This is a genomic window from Novosphingobium marinum (assembly GCF_013408095.1).
GTDB lineage: Bacteria > Pseudomonadota > Alphaproteobacteria > Sphingomonadales > Sphingomonadaceae > Novosphingobium > Novosphingobium marinum.
Genome location: NZ_JACBZF010000002.1, coordinates 640,065 through 657,762, shown reverse-complemented (window position 1 = coordinate 657,762; position 17,698 = coordinate 640,065). Strand labels below are relative to the sequence as shown.

The window sequence follows — 17,698 nt, the reverse complement described above, 5'->3', positions numbered from 1 at the left end:
GCTTGCCGCCTATTCCTGATCGCCATCCTGCGGGATCTGCAGCGCCTCCTGCGCGACAGTGGCGACGAGCACGCCCTTGGTGTCGTAGACATGGCCTTGAGCGAGATTGACGCCCTCGTGCGCGTTGGGTCCTTCGGTCTCGAACAGCAGCCATTCGTCGCAGCGAATATCGCGGTGGAACCAGACGTTGTGGTCGAGGCTGGCGACGAACAGGTGCGGTCCCGGCAGCGCCACCGTGTGCGGGACGAGCGGCACGCCCACCAGCATGAAATCGCTCAGGAAAGTGAATATCTGGCGGTGGACGGCAGGATCGGAGACGCGGCCTGCGCCCGGCGCGCGCAGCCAGTAGTGGCGCTTCGCCTCGGGCGCGGTCTCGAAATAGCCGGCGGTGCCGGGCAGCCGCAGTTCGACCGGGTAGTTGCCCGCGAACAGGCCGAGGAACGAGGCGTGTTCCTCGCTCACCATCGCGCGGATGTCCTCGGGGGCAAGCGCGTCCTCGGCGGACTGCGTCGCGTGCTGCTCCCGGAAATGCGAGAAGCCGTGCGTGCCCGACCGGTACGAGCACTCCATCGAGAAGATGATGCGACCTTGCTGCGAGGCGGTGACCCGCCGCGTCGAGAAGCGCCCGCCGTCGCGCGTGCGCTCGACGTCGTAATCGACGCGCTTGTCGTTGTCGCCGGCGCGCAGGAAGTAGGAATGCAGCGAATGGACCTTGCGGCCCTCAGGCACCGTGCGGTCGGCCGCGGTCAGCGCCTGCGCCGCGATCTGCCCGCCGTAGAGCGTGCCGTAGGCATTGGGCTGGTTGCGCGGCGCGACGAAGCGATCCTGCCCGACGTCCTCCAGCGCGAGCAGGTCGACGATGTCGAGTTCCCACCTGCGATCGAATATTCGCTGGTCGAAACGGCGCATCGCGGGTCAGGCCGCTTCGATGCGCGCGAGCAATGCCTCGACCTGTACCTGCGCGCCTTCGCTGGCGGAAAGTTCGGCCACGACACCGTCGAACGGCGCGGTCAGCGTGTGCTCCATCTTCATCGCCTCGAGCGTCAGGAGCTTCTGTCCCTCGCTCACCGTGTCGCCTTCGGCGACCGAGACGGCGATGACCTTGCCCGGCATCGGCGCAAGGATCGCGCCCGAACCCGCAGCCGCGCCGCCCGCGGAGTTCTTGCGCCACGGCTCGAGCAGCCGGGCGCGCCCGCGCTCCATGATCATGACCGATTCGACCGGTTCGCCGTCGTCGTCCGGGTCTGCTTCGGCAGGCTCGATCACCACCGTCTCGCCGTCGAGCAGGAACCACGCGGCGCGGCGGTGTGCGGCGTTGAGGCGAAATCCGCCAAGGTCCGATGCCGGAACCAGCGCGGCGGCGGCAGCCTCGAGCACTTCCATCGACGGCACAGGCGGCTTCGCCATGTCCTCGCCGTCGCGCCCGATCAGGCCGGTATCGACATCGCCCGCGACGAAGTCAGGATGTTCGAGCGCGTTGACGAGGAAGGATGCGTTGCTCTTCACCGGCCAGACGGCGGTCTCGCACAGCATTTCGTGCAAGGCTTCGCGCGCCTCGTCGCGGGTGTCGCCGCGCGCCACGACCTTGGCGATCATCGGGTCATAGAACGGCGAAACCTGCCCGCCCTGTTCCACGCCCGTCTCGATCCGGCCGCCCGGCGCATCGCCGAACTCGAGCAGTTCGAGCGGCCCTGTAGACGGCAGAAAGCCGCTTTCCGGATCTTCGGCATAGAGCCGTGCTTCCATCGCCCAGCCGTTGATCGCGAGCCGGTCCTGCGCCAGCGGCAGCGGCTCTCCGCTCGCCACGCGAAGCTGCCATTCGACGAGGTCGACGCCGGTGATCTCCTCGGTCACCGGGTGCTCGACCTGCAGGCGCGTGTTCATTTCCATGAACCAGATGCGGTCGGCGCGCAGTCCGTCGGAAGCATCGGCGATGAACTCGATCGTGCCCGCCCCGACATAGTCGACCGCCCTGGCCGCGCGCACGGCGCTGGCACAGAGGTCGGCGCGCGTCGCCTCGTCCATGCCCGGCGCGGGAGCTTCCTCGATCACCTTCTGGTGGCGGCGCTGGAGCGAGCAGTCGCGCTCGAACAGGTGGACGACGCTGCCGTGCGTGTCGCCGAAGACCTGCACTTCTATGTGGCGCGGGCGTTCGATGAACTTTTCGATCAGCACGTGGTCGTTGCCGAACGAGGCCGCCGCCTCGCGCCGGCACGAGGCTAGCGCGTCGGCGAAGTCGCCTGCCCGCTCGACCAGCCGCATGCCCTTGCCGCCGCCGCCCGCGACCGCCTTGATGAGCACGGGATAGCCGATTTCCGCCGCCTCGTCGGCAAGGAAAGCGGGGTCCTGGTTCTCGCCCATATAGCCCGGCGTCACCGGCACGCCGGCATCGGCCATCAGCTTCTTGGCCGCGTCCTTGAGGCCCATCGCGTCGATCGATTCCGGGTTCGGCCCGACCCAGACGAGGCCGGCGTCGAGCACCGCGCGCGCAAAACCGGCATTTTCCGACAGGAAGCCGTAGCCGGGATGTATCGCCTCGGCACCGGTCTGCACCGCCGCCGCGATGATCCGCTCGCCCACGAGGTAGCTTTCCGCCGACGGCGAGGGACCGACATGCACCGCCTCGTCCGCCATGCGCACATGCAGTGCGTCGGCATCGGCATCCGAGTGGACCGCGACGGTGCGAATGCCCATCCGGCGGGCGGTGCGAATGATCCGGCAGGCAATCTCGCCCCGGTTGGCGATGAGGAGGGACTGGATCATGTCATCACATCCTGAACACGCCGAAGGGCGCGCGGTCGGGGATCGGGGCTTCGAGGCTGGCGGCAAGCGCGAGGCCGAGGACGTCGCGGGTCTGGACGGGGTCGATCACGCCGTCGTCCCACAGCCGCGCGGTGGCGTAGTAGGGGTTGCCCTCGTCCTCGTACTTCTGGCGGATCGGCTGCTTGAAGGCCTCTGCCTCCTCGTCGGACCAGCTGTCGGCATCGCGGTGGACGGTGGCGAGCACCGATGCGGCCTGCTCGCCGCCCATCACCGAGATGCGCGCGTTGGGCCAGGTGAACATGAAACGCGGCGAATAGGCTCGCCCGCACATGCCGTAATTACCCGCGCCGAACGATCCGCCGATGACCACGGTGATCTTGGGCACCTGCGCTGTCGCGACCGCCGTCACCAGCTTGGCGCCGTGCTTGGCAATGCCTTCCGCCTCGTAGTGGCCGCCGACCATGAAGCCCGAGATGTTCTGCAGGAAAAGGAGCGGAATGCGCCGCTGGCAGGCCAGCTCGATGAAATGCGCACCCTTCTGCGCGCTTTCGGAGAACAGCACGCCGTTGTTGGCAAGGATCGCCACCGGCAGGCCGTGGATGTGCGCGAAGCCGCAGACCAGCGTCGAGCCGTAGAGCGCCTTGAACTCGTGGAACTCGGACCCGTCGACGATCCGCGCGATCACCTCGCGCACTTCGTAGGGCGCGCGCACGTCCTCGGGAACGAGCGCGTAGAGGTCCTGCGCGTCGTATTTCGGCGGGCGGGCCTCGCGCGCCTCGACATGCGCGGCAGCAGCGGTGTTCTCCCCCAGGTGGCTGACGATGTCGCGCACGATCGAAAGCGCGTGCTCGTCGTCGTCGGCAAGGTGATCGACGACCCCCGACTTGCGCGCGTGAAGGTCTCCGCCGCCAAGGTCCTCGGCGCTGATCTCCTCGCCCGTCGCGGCCTTGACCAGCGGCGGTCCGGCAAGGAAGATCGTGCCCTGCTCGCGCACGATGACGCTCTCGTCGGACATCGCCGGAACGTAGGCCCCGCCCGCCGTGCAGCTTCCCATCACGCAGGCGATCTGGGGAATGCCCATGCCGCTCATCTGCGCCTGGTTGTAGAAGATGCGCCCGAAATGCTCGCGGTCCGGGAAGACCTCGGCCTGGTAGGGCAGGTTCGCGCCGCCGCTGTCGACAAGGTAGACGCACGGCAGGCGGTTCTCCCGCGCGACCTCCTGCGCGCGCAGGTGCTTCTTGACCGTCATCGGGAAGTAGCTGCCGCCCTTCACCGTGGGATCGTTGGCGACGATCATCGTCTGCCGTCCCGATACGCGGCCGATTCCCGCGATCATCCCCGCGCCCGCGACGTCCCCGCCATACATGCCGAACGCGGCAAGCTGGCCGATCTCGAGGAAAGGCGAACCGGCGTCGAGCAGGCGTTCCACCCGGTCGCGCGGAAGCAGCTTGCCGCGCGACAGGTGCCGTTCGCGATGCCGCTCCTCGCCCCCCAGCGCCGCCTTGGCGACATGTCCGCGCAGCTCTGCGGCAAGGGCGCGGTTGTGGCTGGCCCGGGCCCTGGCGTCGGGGCCGTCGATATCGGCCTTTGCGGGAAGGACAGGTGCGGTCACTTCTGAGCATCCTCTCGGTTCATGACTGTCGGCAGGGGTTCGCTCCTCTTGCTCCGTCCCCGCCCCTTCCGATAAACGCTCTGATAAGCGCGCCTTTGCTTGGTAATCTCGTACAGGACGATGCCTGACGAAGTAGCAAGGTTCAGGCTCTCGATCATTCCGAACATCGGAATAGACACACATGCATCGCTGCGCTCGACCGCGCGGCTGCTGATCCCGCGCTTCTCATTGCCAAACCAGACTGCCAGCTTGCTGTGTTCAGTAAAGTCTCCCTCATGCAGCCAGATGCTTTTTTGGCCTTTGATATGGGGTGAGGTCACCACAGAATGGAAGTTGTTGACCTCAAGATGATCGAAACAGTCATCGGTGCTGTCAAAGCGCTTCACAAAACTCCACTTTACCGCAGAAACCGAAGTCCGTGTGAGCGCTCTCTCTTCACGCATTTGATGCCACTCGTCTGGTAGTGCGGTGGCCGGGTCCACGACGTAGACCTTCTCGCAGCCCAGAGCGTTAACATTACGGATAACAGTGCCGATGTTCCGCACGTCGGACGGAGCCTCGATCACGGCGACAAGATTCTTGCAAATGAACGGCTTGATAGCATCGGCACGCTTGCGCACCGATGATTTGACCTTCTCGGTTCCCCCGTCAACCCGATCCAGCGGCATTAGAGGCTCGCGCCCACCAGTTCGCGGCCGATCAGCATGCGGCGGATCTCGTTCGTGCCCGCCCCGATGTCGAGCAGCTTGGCATCGCGCAGATAGCGTTCGACCGGCCAGTCCTTCGTGTAGCCCGCGCCGCCCAGCGCCTGCACCGCTTCGCCCGCCTGGCGGAAGGCGCTCTCGCTGGCGAGAAGGATCGCGCCGGCCGCGTCGAAGCGCGTCGTCCGGTCGGCATCGCAGGCCCGCGCCACCGCGTAGACGTAGGCGCGCGCCGATTGCAGCGCGACATACATGTCAGCGACCTTGGCCTGCATCAGCTGGAACGCGCCTATCGGCTTTCCGAACTGCTTGCGCTCGCGGACGTATGGCAGGACGGTGTCGAGGCAGGCCTGCATGATGCCGATCTGGATGCCCGCCAGCACCACGCGCTCGTAATCCAGCCCGCTCATCAGCACGCCGACGCCGCCGCCGACCGGGCCCATGACGTTCTCGTCGGGCACGAAGCAGTCGTCGAAGACGAGCTCGCTGGTGGGCGAACCGCGCATGCCCATCTTGTCGATCTTCTGGCCGATCGAGAAGCCGCCCATGCCCTTTTCGATGAGGAACGCTGTAATGCCGCGCGAACCGGCCCCTGCATCGGACTTTGCATAGACGACAAGCGTGTCGGCAAATGCTCCGTTGGTGATCCAGAACTTCGTGCCATCGAGCCGCCAGCCGCCATCGACCTGCCCGGCGCGCAGCTTCATCGACACGACGTCGGACCCCGCATTCGCCTCGCTCATCGCGAGTGCGCCGACGTGTTCGCCCGAGATCAGCCTGGGCAGGTACTTCGCCTTCTGCGCATCCGATCCCCAGCGCCGGATCTGGTTGACGCAAAGGTTCGAATGCGCGCCGTAGGACAGGCCGACCGAGGCCGAGGCGCGGCTGACTTCCTCGACCGCGACGACATGCTCGACGTAACCGAGGCCGAGACCGCCGTCCGCCTCGTCCACCGTGATGCCGTGCAGGCCAAGCTCGCCCATCTGCGGCCAGAGGTCCTGCGGGAATTCGTCATTCTCGTCGATCGCGGCAGCGCGGGGAACGATCTGCTCCTCGGCGAAACGCCGCGTCGTATCGCGTATCGTGTCGGCCATCTCGCCGAGTTGAAAATCGAGCACGATTGTCCTTTCGATCCTGTCCGTGCGCTCAACCCGTCAGGGCGAGGGGCATTCCGTTGTTCTGGCCCGCCATTCCACATGCCACCGGCCCTGTCGAGCCTTGTGAAGCGGAGCCTTGTGACGCCTAGCCTCGCGACGTGTCGGGAACCGCCTCAGCCGCGGCCCCGGTAGGATGCGACACCCTGATCGGGCACCCAAAGCCCTCCGGGCGGCGCGCCGGACTGCCAGAACACGTCGATGGGAATGCCGCCGCGCGGGTACCAGTATCCGCCGATGCGCAGCCATTTCGGGGACATCTCGTCGAACAGGCGTTGCCCGATGCCCACGGTCACGTCCTCGTGAAAGCCGCAGTGATTGCGGAAGGAACCGAGAAACAGCTTGAGGCTTTTGGATTCGACGATGGTTTCCCCCGGCGCGTAGTCGATGACGATGTGCGCGAAATCGGGCTGGCCGGTGACGGGGCAGAGCGAGGTGAATTCCGGTGCGGCGAAGCGCACGAGGTAGAGCGCGCCCTTGCGCGGATTGGGCACGTAATCGAGCGCGGCTTCGCCGGGCGAGGCCGGCAGCGCGCTCTGCCGGCCAAGGTGCAGCGGCCCGCCTTGCGGCCTGTCGGTCTCGTTTTCGCTCATGCCCGCTCCTTGCCGCCATCGCGCCTTCGACACAAGTCGCCGGACAGTTGCACGAAATTCACGAGGCGTTAAGCGCGCGCGGCGGACCGGCTGGCGCAATGCGCGGCGACAAGGCCGCCGGGATCGCGACGGGGGGCGCATGAGGGTTCGGGTAACGAGATCGGGTTCGGGATCGTCGGTGCTGGCACTGGCGCTTTTCGCCGTGCCCGCAGCCGCGCAATCGGTGAGCGATTACCAGTTGCCGCCCGCGCCGAAGGAAGGCCCGGTGCTGGAAGGCCCCGTCGATACGGAAAACCCGGTCGTCGCGCCGACCGTCAGCGTGCCCACTCCGCGCCCCTCGCCGACCGCGCAGCCCGCTCCGGCGCCGGCCCCGACCGCGCGCGCGACGCCTTCGCCGCCGGTCGCGCGGCCTGAAACCGTCGTACCCCGGGTGCGGCAGACCCCGGCAGTCCAGCCGCAAGCGCGTACCGGGGCGACTGTCGCGCAGCCCTCGCCCCAACCGGAACCGGCTCCCCGGTTCTCGCCGCTACCTCCCGCAGGGAGCGAAGAACCGACACCTGTGGCGTCGCCGCAAGTGGTTGCCGGGGCAGAAGCTCCCGACGACGCGCTGCCCTGGTGGATGGCAATACCGGTCGTGCTGGTCCTGCTGCTTGCCGGTCTGTTGCTGTGGTCGCGGCGAGGCTCGGCAACGGGCACCGCGCAGGACGAAGGCTTCGACCGCGACGAAGCGCCCGCGGACATCGACACCGCGCCGAGCGCTCCGGCAGCGCTGCCGCCGGTAGCGCCCAGAGCCTCACTTCCGCCGCCCGCGCCACCGCCGAAACCGGCCGCCGCGCCTGCATCGTCGCCCTCGCCCATTCCGCGCCCCAGCTTCGGCGCAGCGCCCTCGCCGCTGCGGTTCGAGCCGGTCGCGATGCGGCTTTCGCTGTTCTACGCCACGATGTCCTACCGCCTCGAAGTCACGCGCCCGCGCGAGCACGAGGGGCCGATGCGCGTCCTTGGCGACATCATCTCGGCGCATGCCTCGCTCGGCAGCGAGGCGCAGCTTGCGCCCGATACCGCAGCGCTTGCCGAACTGCACGACCTCGCAAGCCTCGAACCCGGCAACACCGCCGAACTGAAGGGCGAAATCCAGCTCCCGCTCAACGCCATCGTCCCGGTAAAGGGCCGGGCGAGCGCGCTGTTCTTCCCGCTCGCGCGCTTCGTGCTCGACATGCCCGGCCGCGCGCCGCTGGTGCGCATCTACAGCGTCGGGCAGGCCCCCGACCGGCCCGAAGGCGCGTTGCGCCCGTTCCGGCTCGATACCGGGCCGCGCAATTTCGCTGCGCTCGACCGCCGCGAAATCGAGCGCGAGAACTGGGTGCATCTCGACGGGGCGGGCAAGGCTGGCTAGCACGGACGCCTTCTCAATCGCTGGAGCTGGCGCCTTGGACACCCTCGTATCGACCGACTGGCTGGCAGGCGAGCTTGGATCGGACGACCTTCGCATCGTCGATGCCTCGTGGCACCTGCCCGATGCCGGGCGCGACGCCGCCGCAGAGTTCGCGTCAGGCCACATTCCCGGCGCGGTCTTCCTCGATCTCGGCACGCTGACCGATCCCGATGGCGCCTCGGACAACACGCTTCCGCCGCCCCGGCGCTTCGCCGACCGCATGGGCATGCTCGGCATCGGGGACGGTTGCAGGGTCGTTTTCTACGACGACAGCGCGGTCCATTCGGCAGCGCGCGCGTGGTTCATGGCGCGCCTTTTCGGAATCGGGGAAGCGGCCATCCTCGACGGCGGCCTCGCGAAGTGGCGGGCGGAGGGCCGCGAAACCGAAGCAGGGCATGCCGTCCCGCCGGAGCGCGACTTCACCCCCGGCTCAGGCGTTGCTTCGCTCCGCAGCAGGCAGGACATGCTCGCCAATGTCGACACCGGCGCCGAGCAGGTCGTCGATGCACGCGGGCCGGCGCGCTTTCGCGGCGACGAGCCCGAACCGCGCCCCGGCATGGCGGCCGGCCACATTCCCGGCGCGCGCAACGTCCACTATGCCGCGCTTTTCGAACCCGACGGCACGTTGAAGGACGATGCCGGCCTGCGCTCCGCGTTCGAGGACGCGGGCGTCGATCTGGGCCGGCCGGTGGTGACGAGCTGCGGCAGCGGCATCACCGCCTGCGTCCTTGCCTTCGCGCTCGACCGGCTCGGCAAGCGCGACGTGGCGCTCTACGACGGAAGCTGGGCCGAGTGGGGCATCGATCCCGCAACGCCCAAGGCCACGGGTCCGGCTTGACTTCGCCCGCTATCGCGGCTCCGCTGGCGCACCGGACGGTTCGGAGAATGCATTGAACGACAGCGCGAAATCGGCAGGCCACGGCACCGGCACCCGGCTGGTCGAGGCCGGACGGCGCAGGGAATGGACCGGACCGGTGGTCAATCCCCCCGTCTGGCGCGGCAGCACGCATCTCTACGAGGACATGGCGGCGCTTGCCGAAGGGCCGCGCCGCAACGAGGACGGGCGCTTCTTTTACGGACGTCGCGGCGCGCCGACGCAGTGGGCGCTGGCCGACGCGCTGACCGCAATGGAGCCCGGCGCGGCGGGTACGGTGCTCTATCCTTCGGGCGTTTCGGCCATTGCAGGCGCGCTCATGACGGTGCTGCGCCCCGGCGACGTGTTGCTGATGACCGACAACGCCTACGATCCCAGCCGCGCGATGGGCAAGGGGCTGCTGGCCGACTTCGGCGTGGAGACGCGCTTTTTCGACCCGCTCGATACCGCCGCGTTCGGGGCCGCGATCTGCGACCGCGCGCGCGCCGTCTTGCTGGAAGCGCCGGGCAGCCTGACGATGGAAGTGCAGGACGTGCCGCGCCTTGCCGCGATCGCGCGCGACCGGGGCCTCGTATCGCTGATCGACAACACCTGGGCCGGACCGCTCGGCTTTCCCGCGCTCGAACGCGGCGTCGATATCGCGATCATGTCGCTGACCAAGCACGTCGGCGGGCATTCGGACCTGATGATGGGCAGCGCCAGCGCGGGCGAGGACTTCTATCCGAAGCTGCGAAAACGCGCGCAGTCGCTCGGCCTCGTGGTCTCGCCCGACGATGCGGCGCTTGCCCTGCGCGGCCTGCGCACGATGGAAGTGCGGTTGCAGCGCGAGACGCAGAGCGCGCTCGCCATCGCAGGCTGGCTCGCCGAACGGCCCGAGGTGGCGCTGGTGATGTGCCCGATGCTGCCCGGCTCTCCCGGCCACGACATCTGGCGGCGCGACTTCACCGGCGGCTGCGGCCTGTTCAGCTTCGTGTTCAGGGGCGCGGGCGCGCGCCGGCGCAACCGCTTCATCGACGCGCTCGATCTCTTCGGTATCGGCTACAGCTGGGGCGGGTTCGAAAGCCTCGCCGTGCCCGTGGACCCCGCGCCGATGCGCGCCGTCACCGGCTGGCCGCCGCCGGGGCTGGACGAGAGCGACCGGCACGGCGTCCGCCTGTCGATCGGCCTCGAAGACCCCGCCGACCTCATTGCCGACATCGAGCAGGCCCTCGCCGCAATGGAGACGCCATGAGCACCGCCGCGCTGAAGGACGTGCTGGACGAGGCGAACGCGGCCGCGTCCGAAGCAGCGGAAACCGCCTCCGCGATCCCGTCCGACCTGCCGAGCGCGGTTCCCAGCGAGCCGGTCGAAAGCGGCGTGTCGGGGGCGGACGCGATTTCAAAGGCGGTCGCCGAGCGCAGCGACACTATCGGCGGCGTGGTGGAGACGCTCGACGCGCTCGCCCTCCAGGTCGGCAGCACGCGCATCTCGGTGTGGGACGGCATCGTCGTGCTGCTCGTCATCGCGGCGGTCATGCTGCTCGCCTACTTCGGCAGCCGGATGGCGGTCAGCGCGGTGAAGCGCATCGGGCGGCTCGACATGGCGCAGCGGCTGCTGGCCGAAAAGCTCATCACGCTGGTGGTCTGGGCGGTCGCGATCCTTATGGGGATCGACATACTCGGCATAGACCTAACAGCGCTCGCCGTGTTCTCGGGCGCGTTCGGCCTTGCCATCGGTTTCGGCCTGCAGAAGACCTTCGGCAACCTGATCGCGGGCATCATCCTGCTGATGGACCGCTCGATCAAGCCGGGCGACGTCATCGCCATCGCCGACCAGGCGGGCAATTCGACTTTCGGACAGATCCGCAAGATCGGCATACGCGCGGTTTCGGTGACCACACGCGATCAGCGCGAATACCTGATTCCGAACGAGAACCTGATGATCAACCAGGTCGAGAACTGGTCCTATTCCTCCAAGAACGTGCGCATGCAGGTCGAGGTAGGCGTATCGTACCACGCCGACATGAAGCGGGCCGAGGAACTGATGCTGGAGGCCGCGAACAGCTGCAAGCGCGTGCTCGAGGTACCGCCGCCGACCGTCTGGATGAAGGAATACGGCGACAGCGCGGTCAACTTCACGATCCACTGCTGGATCCGCGATCCGGAGGACGGGGTGGGCAACGTCCGGTCAGAAGTGCTCAAGAAGCTGTGGTGGCTCCTCAAGGACAACGACATCGAGATCCCCTTCCCGCAGCGCGACCTCAACCTGCGCGACAACGAGGCATTCCGCGAACTGATCGAGGCCCTGCGCGACGAAAGGGTGGCGAAGCCGCCACCCGAGGAGAGCTAGTCGGGCCAGCTTTTGCCGGCTCGCCACCGGGAAGGTTTTCCCGTCAGACCAGCTTTCGCTGGCGCGGTCCCGGCCCTCTCCCCCACCCGGCCACCGATAGGATACTGCCGTTGGGTGGCCGGGTAGGGGAGAGGGCCGGTGCCGCATCGACGCATGTCGATCGCACAATCACGTTCCGAACCTCACCCGTTCAGCAGGACCGTCTTCAGGTTCATGAATTCGTGCAGGCCGAAGCGGGCGAGTTCGCGTCCGTGGCCCGATCGCTTGATACCGCCGAACGGCGCTTCGGGAGCGGAGGCGAGGAAGCGATTCACCGCCGTCATTCCCGCCTCGATATCGCGCACGAAGCGCTCCTTCTCGCCCTCGTCGTTCGTCCACACCGATGAGCCGAGGCCGAAGGGCGTCGCGTTGGCGATCCGGATCGCCTCGTCGATGTCGGCGGCCCTGAACACCATCGCCACCGGGCCGAAGATTTCCTCCCGCGCCATCGGTCCGTCGGGATCGACGCCGGTCAGCACACCCGCTCCCATGTAGGCACCCTCGCCCGGCAACGCCGCGCCGCCGGTCAGGTCCGCGCCTTCCGCCTTCGCCATGGCGAGCTGGCCAAGCACGGTGTCGCGCTGCTCGAAGCTCGACATCGGCCCCATGTCGGTCGCTTCGTCGAAGGGATCGCCCGCCGTCACCTCGCCCATCGCGACCGTGAAGCGGTCGAGGAACGCGTCGTATATATCGGCGTGGACGATCATCCGCTTGCCGCAGATGCACGACTGCCCGGTATTCTGGATTCGCGCGGTCACCGCCTGTTTCACCGCCTCGTCGAGGTCGGCAGACGGCATGACGATGAAGGGATCCGACCCGCCGAGTTCGAGGACGACCTTCTTGAGGCACTTGCCCGCCTGTTCGGCAACCGCCTGCCCCGCGCCCTCGCTTCCGGTCACCGTGACGGCGACGACGCGATCGTCCGCGATGACTCCGTTCACCGCGCCCGATTTGATCGGGAGGTTCTGGAACAGGCCGGGGGGCGCACCCGCCTCACCCATCATCTCCTCGATCAGGCGCGCGCTGCCCTGCACGCTGCTGGCATGCTTGAGCAGGCCGACGTTGCCCGCCATGATCGTCGGCGCAAGAAAGCGGGCGACCTGCCAGTAGGGGAAGTTCCACGGCATCACCGCCAGAACCGGCCCCTGCGCCAGCCAGCGCCCTTCGGCCACGCCGCCGCCCGCAAGGTCCCAGCGCAGCGGTTCGAGCATTGCCGGACCGTTATCGGCATAGTGGCGAAAGGCGGCGGCGCACTTCTCCACCTCGGCAATCGCGGACTTGAGCGTCTTGCCCATTTCGAGCGTGCACTGGCGCGCCAGCCGCTCCTTGTGCGCCTCGTAGGCCCCGGCAAGCCGCAGGAGCAGCCCGGCACGCTCCTCCAGCGGCGTTTCCCGCCACCCGCGCCAGCCCGATGCCGCCCGCGCCAGCCTTTCCTCGATCCCCGCACCGTCGAGTTCCTCATGGTCGGCAAGCGTCTCGCCGGTCGCGGGATTGACGGTGGTGATCATGAAAATTTCCTCGCTGGCATCGGACATGACAGGAAATGCCTGCCCGCCCATATCTGTTCCGGCAATGCGCAGCGGCGGCTAAAGCTCCCCTTCCGGCGGGCAAAGTCATTCTGGCTGGCGTGCGCGGACCTTCGCCGCCATGTGGCACGGCATGGAAAAGTCATCCGAATCCACAGGCCGAGTCTGGCTGGTCGGCGCGGGGCCGGGCGATCCCGACCTCCTGACGCTGCGCGCCGCGCGCCTCCTGATGCAGGCAGGCATCGTCGTGCACGACGGCCTTGTCGGCGAGGCGATCCTTGCCATGGCGCGTCCCGATGCGCGGCTGATCTCGGTGGCCAAGCGCCGTTCGCGCCACACGATGCCGCAGGACGAGATCGGCGCGCTGCTCGTGCGTGAGGCGCTCGCCGGAAACGATGTCGTACGCCTCAAGGGCGGCGATCCGTTCGTGTTCGGTCGCGGCGGCGAAGAGGTCGAGGCCTGCCGTGCCGCGGGCGTGCCCGTCGAAGTGGTGCCCGGCATCAGCGCGGCGACCGGGGCGGCGGCGGCGGCGCAGATCCCGCTCACCCATCGCCGCGATGCCTCGATCGTCAGCTTCGTCGCGGGCCAGTGCAAGGGTCTGACCGATCAGGACTGGGCGGGACTTGCCGGCAAGGGCCGCACCCTCGTCATCTACATGGGCGTCGCCACCGCCCCCCAGATCGCCGAGAAGCTGATCGAGGACGGGCTTTCCCCCGACATGCCCGTCGCGGTGATAGAGAACGCGACCCGTCCCGCGATGCGCGTGCTGCGCGGTCCGCTAGCTGGCCTGCCCGACCTCGTAGCGCGCGGGAAGGTCAAAAGTCCCGCGCTCATCGTCATCGGCGAAGTCGCCGCAGAGCCCGAAACGAACTTGCGCGCGCTCGCGCTGGAGATGAACCCGTGAAGATCCTGACAGGCAACAACCTCAAGACCGGCGCGGTCGTCTGGTGGGACGGCCAGAGCTGGTCGATCCACGTCGAGGACGCGGTGGACGTCGGCGACCGGGCCGACGACATCATCTCCGCCGAGGAAGCCGCGCGCCGCGTCGTCGGAGCCTACGCCATCGATGGCGAGAAGGACGCGCAAGGCGTCCGCCCCGCGCACATCAAGGACCGCATCCGCGCGCTCGGCCCCACCGTGCGCCCCGACCTGACACTAAAGCCCGCCGATCCCGAAGCGGGCAACTGGGTGATCTGATGTACAAGTACGACCAATACGACCAGGCGATGGTCGATACCCGCGTCGCCGAATTCCGCGACCAGGTAAACCGCCGCCTCGAAGGCCACATCACCGAGGACCAGTTCAAGCCCCTGCGCCTGCAGAACGGCCTCTACCTGCAGCTTCACGCCTACATGCTGCGCGTCGCGGTGCCCTACGGCACGCTCAGTTCGGCGCAGATGCACATGCTTGCCGACATCGCGGACAAGTACGATCGCGGCTACGGCCATTTCACCACCCGACAGAATATCCAGTACAACTGGATCAGGCTGGAGGACGCGCCCGACATCCTCGCCGACCTCGCGACGGTGGAGATGCATGCGATCCAGACCAGCGGCAACTGCATCCGCAACATCAGTTCGGACCAGTACGCGGGCGCGGCGGCGGACGAGGTGATCGACCCCCGGCCCTATGCCGAACTGCTGCGCCAGTGGTCGAGCTTCCACCCCGAATTCCTCGCCCTGCCGCGCAAGTTCAAGATCGCGGTGATCGCCAGCGACACCGACCGGGCGGCAATGAAGCTGCACGACATCGGGATCCGCATGGTCCGGAACGACGCGGGCGAGATCGGCACGCAGTTCTACGTCGGCGGCGGCATGGGCCGCACCCCGATGATCGCCCCGCTGATCCGCGATTTTGTGCCGCTCGACCAGTTCGTGACCTATTCGGAGGCGTGCCTGCGCGTCTACAATCGCCACGGCCGGCGCGACAACAAGTACAAGGCGCGGATCAAGATCCTCGTCCACGAACTCGGCGCCGAGGAATACAAGCGCCAGGTCGAGGAGGAGTTCGCGCACCTGCAGGGCCAGGGCATCGAACCGCCGCTCGCCGAGCTCGAGCGGATCAAGGCCTGTTTCCAGGATCCCGCGTTCGAAGCCGGGGCACCCGATGAAGTGGACGCATCGGACCCCGACTTCGTCCTGTGGACGGATCGCAACTGCCATCCGCACAAGCAGCCGGGCTACATCAGCGCGACGATCAGCCTGAAGCCCGTCGGCGGCATTCCGGGCGATGCCTCGGCCGACCAGATGCGGCTGATGGCCGACCTTGCGAAGGAATACTCCTTCGACGAATGCCGCGTCACCCACGCGCAGAACATCGTGCTGCCGCACGTGCGCAAGGCGGACCTGTACACGCTCTGGCGGAAGCTCGACGAAGCCGGGCTCGGCACTCCGAACCTCGACCGGATCGGCGACATCATCGCCTGCCCGGGCCTCGACTACTGCAGCCTTGCCAACGCCCGCTCGATCCCCGTCGCCCAGAAGATTTCCGAACGCTTCGCCGCGCAGGAAAAGCAGGACGCGCTGGGTGAGCTGAAGCTCAAGATATCGGGCTGCATCAACGCCTGCGGGCACCACCACGCGGGCCACATCGGCATCCTCGGCGTCGACCGGAAGGGTGTCGAGAATTACCAGCTGCTCCTCGGCGGGTGCGAGGGCGAGGATACCTCGCTCGGCAAGATCACCGGCCCCGGCTTCGACGAGGACGGCATCGTCGACGCGGTGGAAAAGGCCGCCGACGTCTACCTGCGCGAAAAGCAGGAGGGCGAGCGTTTCCTCGACACCTACCGCCGCATCGGCATCGATCCATTCAAGGAGGCGCTCTATGGTTGAACGCACTTTGCGCTTTCGCGACGACGAGCCGGTGTCCGATCCCGCCGTCACCGTCGATTCCTTCGCCGACCAGTCGAACGCGTCCGCCGTGCGGCTCGAGCCGGGCGACGATGCGCGCGCGCTCATTCCCTATCTCGACCGCATCGGCCTCGTCGAAGTGAATTTCCCGGCCTTCACCGACGGGCGCGGTTACTCTGCGGCGCGTATCCTGCGCGAAGCGGGCTATGCGGGCGAGCTGCGCGCGGTGGGCGACGTGCTGGTCGACCAGCTTTCGGCCATGCGCCGTTGCGGGTTCGACAGCTTCGCGCCCGACCATCCGTTCAGTTCGGACGATGCCCAGGCCGCGCTTGCCCGCTGGCCCGAGTTCTACCAGGCCGCTGCCGACGACCGTACGCCGATCTGGGCGAAGCGGCATGCCTGAAGCGGCGGCGCGTATCGCCGACCGGATCGACACCGGCCCGCGCTTTACCGGGGCCGACGTCGAGACGCTCAACCGCCGCTTCGAGGGTGTCGGCACGCGCGACCTGATCGCGGCGGTGGTGCGCGAGGGGCTGGCAGGCGACATCGCCGTGGTATCGAGCTTCGGGGCCGAAAGCTCGGTCCTCCTCCACCTCGTCGCCAGCGTCGATCCCTCGGTGCCGGTCCTGTTCCTCGAGACGGGCAAGCATTTTGCCGAGACGCTGGCCTATCGCGACACGATCGAGCGCCGCCTGGGCCTGACCGACCTGCGCAACCTGCGCCCGGACGAGGCGGACATCGCCCGGCGGGACGAGACCGGGCTGCGCTGGTCCTACGATCCCGACGGCTGCTGCGAAATTCGCAAGGTAAGGCCTCTCGCCGCCGCGCTCGCGGGCTTCGATGCCTCGTTCACGGGCCGCAAGGCATTCCAGTCCGAAACGCGCGCCAACATCGCCCGCTTCGAACTCGATACCTCGGACACGCAGGGCCGGATCAAGGTAAACCCGCTGGCCGACTGGAGCGCCGACGACCTTGCCGCGTACATGGCCGAGCACGACCTGCCCGCGCATCCGCTGGTCGCCGAAGGCTACCCCTCGATCGGGTGCTCGCCCTGCACCAGCAAGGTCGCACCGGGCGAAGACCCGCGCTCGGGCCGCTGGCGCGGCTGGGACAAGACCGAATGCGGCATCCACGTCCCCGGCCAGGACGGCGACGAAGGCGACCTGCCGCCGGGTTACGAACCGGCGTTCTGACCGCTCAGGAATAGGGCCGGATCACGTATCCGTTGCGCGACTGTTCGGGAGGCAGGTGCCCGTAACCGCCGATGAGCAGGGCATCGTGCCGCAGGTCGGGATCGGTCATCCCGGGAATATAGAGCTGCCGGACCCCGAGTTCCTTCGCTTTCGCGGCGTCGAGGTACTCCGATGTCTTGAGGTTCGGATTGCGCTCCATCGCCGGGGCCGATGGTCCGGAAAAGGCAAGCAGGGGTATCTTCAGGCGGGCCTGGAGGATCAGTGACATCTCGTTCCAGTCGAGGAGGACGCAACACAGGAGGCGGATCGCGACGGGCACCGAATAGCCGTTCGCGTCGGCGAATTTCTCGATCTTCTTGTAGTCGTTCCAGAGCATCCACCACGCGCCCGCGGCGACTTCCTGCGGCAATGGCCCCCGTCCGATGCGCACGATCAGCGACCAGGCCGGGAGCACGGTCTTGACCGGCTTGCTGATTCCCCCGTTGGTCAGCCGGAAGATGACCTTCCCGTCAGGCGCTACGAACTCCGATTTTCTCGGGTGCGGAGAATACCTTACGTCGCCGCCCATCGCCGCGACGCGTGACGCCGGATCGTCGAAATACCGCTGGTTCGCGTAGTCCATGCCCGGTCACCC

Annotated in this window: 17 protein-coding genes; 9 read left to right on the top strand and 8 right to left on the bottom strand. The window is 67.6% G+C overall.

Features of this window, described 5'->3' with window-relative positions; genetic code table 11:
• Positions 1–9: 9 nt before the first annotated feature.
• From FHS75_RS07975 to queF, 6 genes are all read right to left on the bottom strand, one after another.
• The gene (locus FHS75_RS07975) at positions 10–909 is read right to left on the bottom strand and encodes an acyl-CoA thioesterase (RefSeq protein WP_179407147.1); all 900 of its coding nucleotides are present in this window, start codon (positions 907–909) and stop codon (positions 10–12) included.
• Positions 910–915: 6 nt separating this feature from the next.
• Positions 916–2,763 (bottom strand): acetyl/propionyl/methylcrotonyl-CoA carboxylase subunit alpha, encoded by a 1,848-nt coding sequence (locus FHS75_RS07970; protein ID WP_179407146.1) that lies wholly within the window; start codon positions 2,761–2,763, stop codon positions 916–918.
• Positions 2,764–2,767: 4 nt separating this feature from the next.
• The gene (locus tag FHS75_RS07965) at positions 2,768–4,375 is read right to left on the bottom strand and encodes a carboxyl transferase domain-containing protein (RefSeq protein ID WP_179407145.1); all 1,608 of its coding nucleotides are present in this window, start codon (positions 4,373–4,375) and stop codon (positions 2,768–2,770) included.
• Complete coding sequence (locus FHS75_RS17825; protein ID WP_179407144.1) at positions 4,372–5,043, bottom strand: TrmH family RNA methyltransferase; 672 nt, start codon at positions 5,041–5,043, stop codon at positions 4,372–4,374. The genes FHS75_RS07965 and FHS75_RS17825 overlap by 4 nt, the downstream gene beginning before the upstream one ends.
• Positions 5,043–6,170 carry an acyl-CoA dehydrogenase family protein gene (locus FHS75_RS07955; RefSeq protein WP_179407434.1) on the bottom strand — a complete coding sequence of 376 codons (1,128 nt, stop codon included), beginning with the start codon at positions 6,168–6,170 and terminating at the stop codon, positions 5,043–5,045. Before FHS75_RS07955 ends, FHS75_RS17825 begins: the two co-directional genes overlap by 1 nt.
• A gap of 176 nt (positions 6,171–6,346) precedes the next feature.
• On the bottom strand, positions 6,347–6,823 hold the full coding sequence (queF, locus tag FHS75_RS07950) for a preQ(1) synthase (protein WP_179407143.1): 477 nt from the start codon (positions 6,821–6,823) through the stop codon (positions 6,347–6,349).
• Between the two features lie 139 nt (positions 6,824–6,962).
• On the opposite strand from queF, the gene FHS75_RS07945 reads away from it, so the two are divergent.
• From FHS75_RS07945 to FHS75_RS07930, 4 genes are read left to right on the top strand one after another with little or no spacing between them, the layout of a single operon-like run.
• On the top strand, positions 6,963–8,216 hold the full coding sequence (locus FHS75_RS07945) for a hypothetical protein (protein ID WP_179407142.1): 1,254 nt from the start codon (positions 6,963–6,965) through the stop codon (positions 8,214–8,216).
• A 34-nt stretch (positions 8,217–8,250) separates the two neighbouring features.
• Complete coding sequence (locus FHS75_RS07940; RefSeq protein ID WP_179407141.1) at positions 8,251–9,093, top strand: sulfurtransferase; 843 nt, start codon at positions 8,251–8,253, stop codon at positions 9,091–9,093.
• Positions 9,094–9,145: 52 nt separating this feature from the next.
• Complete coding sequence (gene metC, locus FHS75_RS07935; RefSeq protein WP_179407140.1) at positions 9,146–10,360, top strand: cystathionine beta-lyase; 1,215 nt, start codon at positions 9,146–9,148, stop codon at positions 10,358–10,360.
• Positions 10,357–11,457: a mechanosensitive ion channel family protein gene (locus FHS75_RS07930; protein ID WP_179407139.1), complete on the top strand. Its 1,101-nt coding sequence runs from the start codon at positions 10,357–10,359 to the stop codon at positions 11,455–11,457. Before metC ends, FHS75_RS07930 begins: the two co-directional genes overlap by 4 nt.
• A gap of 182 nt (positions 11,458–11,639) precedes the next feature.
• Here FHS75_RS07930 and FHS75_RS07925 read toward each other — a convergent pair whose 3' ends face one another.
• Positions 11,640–13,004: an NAD-dependent succinate-semialdehyde dehydrogenase gene (locus FHS75_RS07925; RefSeq protein ID WP_179407433.1), complete on the bottom strand. Its 1,365-nt coding sequence runs from the start codon at positions 13,002–13,004 to the stop codon at positions 11,640–11,642.
• A 151-nt stretch (positions 13,005–13,155) separates the two neighbouring features.
• Here FHS75_RS07925 and cobA point away from each other — a divergent pair, with 151 nt between their 5' ends.
• The 5 genes from cobA to FHS75_RS07900 are packed head-to-tail and all read left to right on the top strand — an operon-like array spanning position 13,156 to position 17,064.
• Positions 13,156–13,926: a uroporphyrinogen-III C-methyltransferase gene (gene cobA / locus FHS75_RS07920; protein ID WP_179407138.1), complete on the top strand. Its 771-nt coding sequence runs from the start codon at positions 13,156–13,158 to the stop codon at positions 13,924–13,926.
• Complete coding sequence (locus tag FHS75_RS07915) at positions 13,923–14,219, top strand: DUF2849 domain-containing protein (RefSeq protein ID WP_179407137.1); 297 nt, start codon at positions 13,923–13,925, stop codon at positions 14,217–14,219. Before cobA ends, FHS75_RS07915 begins: the two co-directional genes overlap by 4 nt.
• On the top strand, positions 14,219–15,853 hold the full coding sequence (locus tag FHS75_RS07910) for a nitrite/sulfite reductase (RefSeq protein ID WP_179407136.1): 1,635 nt from the start codon (positions 14,219–14,221) through the stop codon (positions 15,851–15,853). The genes FHS75_RS07915 and FHS75_RS07910 overlap by 1 nt, the downstream gene beginning before the upstream one ends.
• The gene (locus FHS75_RS07905; RefSeq protein ID WP_179407135.1) at positions 15,846–16,274 is read left to right on the top strand and encodes a DUF934 domain-containing protein; all 429 of its coding nucleotides are present in this window, start codon (positions 15,846–15,848) and stop codon (positions 16,272–16,274) included. The genes FHS75_RS07910 and FHS75_RS07905 overlap by 8 nt, the downstream gene beginning before the upstream one ends.
• Positions 16,267–17,064, top strand: a complete 798-nt coding sequence (locus tag FHS75_RS07900) for a phosphoadenylyl-sulfate reductase (protein WP_179407134.1) — start codon at positions 16,267–16,269, stop codon at positions 17,062–17,064. Before FHS75_RS07905 ends, FHS75_RS07900 begins: the two co-directional genes overlap by 8 nt.
• Before the next feature lie 4 nt (positions 17,065–17,068).
• Here the strand turns inward: FHS75_RS07900 and FHS75_RS07895 are convergent, their stop codons facing one another.
• Complete coding sequence (locus FHS75_RS07895; RefSeq protein WP_179407133.1) at positions 17,069–17,686, bottom strand: peptidylprolyl isomerase; 618 nt, start codon at positions 17,684–17,686, stop codon at positions 17,069–17,071.
• Positions 17,687–17,698 lie beyond the last annotated feature (12 nt).

Coding starts and splice junctions, on each gene's coding strand:
- FHS75_RS07975 (WP_179407147.1), bottom strand. CDS start 909: ATGCGCCGTTTCGACCAGCGAATATTCGATCGCAGGTGGGAACTCGAC.
- FHS75_RS07970 (WP_179407146.1), bottom strand. CDS start 2,763: ATGATCCAGTCCCTCCTCATCGCCAACCGGGGCGAGATTGCCTGCCGG.
- FHS75_RS17825 (WP_179407144.1), bottom strand. CDS start 5,043: ATGCCGCTGGATCGGGTTGACGGGGGAACCGAGAAGGTCAAATCATCG.
- FHS75_RS07955 (WP_179407434.1), bottom strand. CDS start 6,170: ATGGCCGACACGATACGCGATACGACGCGGCGTTTCGCCGAGGAGCAG.
- queF (WP_179407143.1), bottom strand. CDS start 6,823: ATGAGCGAAAACGAGACCGACAGGCCGCAAGGCGGGCCGCTGCACCTT.
- FHS75_RS07945 (WP_179407142.1), top strand. CDS start 6,963: ATGAGGGTTCGGGTAACGAGATCGGGTTCGGGATCGTCGGTGCTGGCA.
- FHS75_RS07930 (WP_179407139.1), top strand. CDS start 10,357: ATGAGCACCGCCGCGCTGAAGGACGTGCTGGACGAGGCGAACGCGGCC.
- FHS75_RS07925 (WP_179407433.1), bottom strand. CDS start 13,004: ATGATCACCACCGTCAATCCCGCGACCGGCGAGACGCTTGCCGACCAT.
- cobA (WP_179407138.1), top strand. CDS start 13,156: ATGGAAAAGTCATCCGAATCCACAGGCCGAGTCTGGCTGGTCGGCGCG.
- FHS75_RS07910 (WP_179407136.1), top strand. CDS start 14,219: ATGTACAAGTACGACCAATACGACCAGGCGATGGTCGATACCCGCGTC.
- FHS75_RS07905 (WP_179407135.1), top strand. CDS start 15,846: ATGGTTGAACGCACTTTGCGCTTTCGCGACGACGAGCCGGTGTCCGAT.
- FHS75_RS07900 (WP_179407134.1), top strand. CDS start 16,267: ATGCCTGAAGCGGCGGCGCGTATCGCCGACCGGATCGACACCGGCCCG.
- FHS75_RS07895 (WP_179407133.1), bottom strand. CDS start 17,686: ATGGACTACGCGAACCAGCGGTATTTCGACGATCCGGCGTCACGCGTC.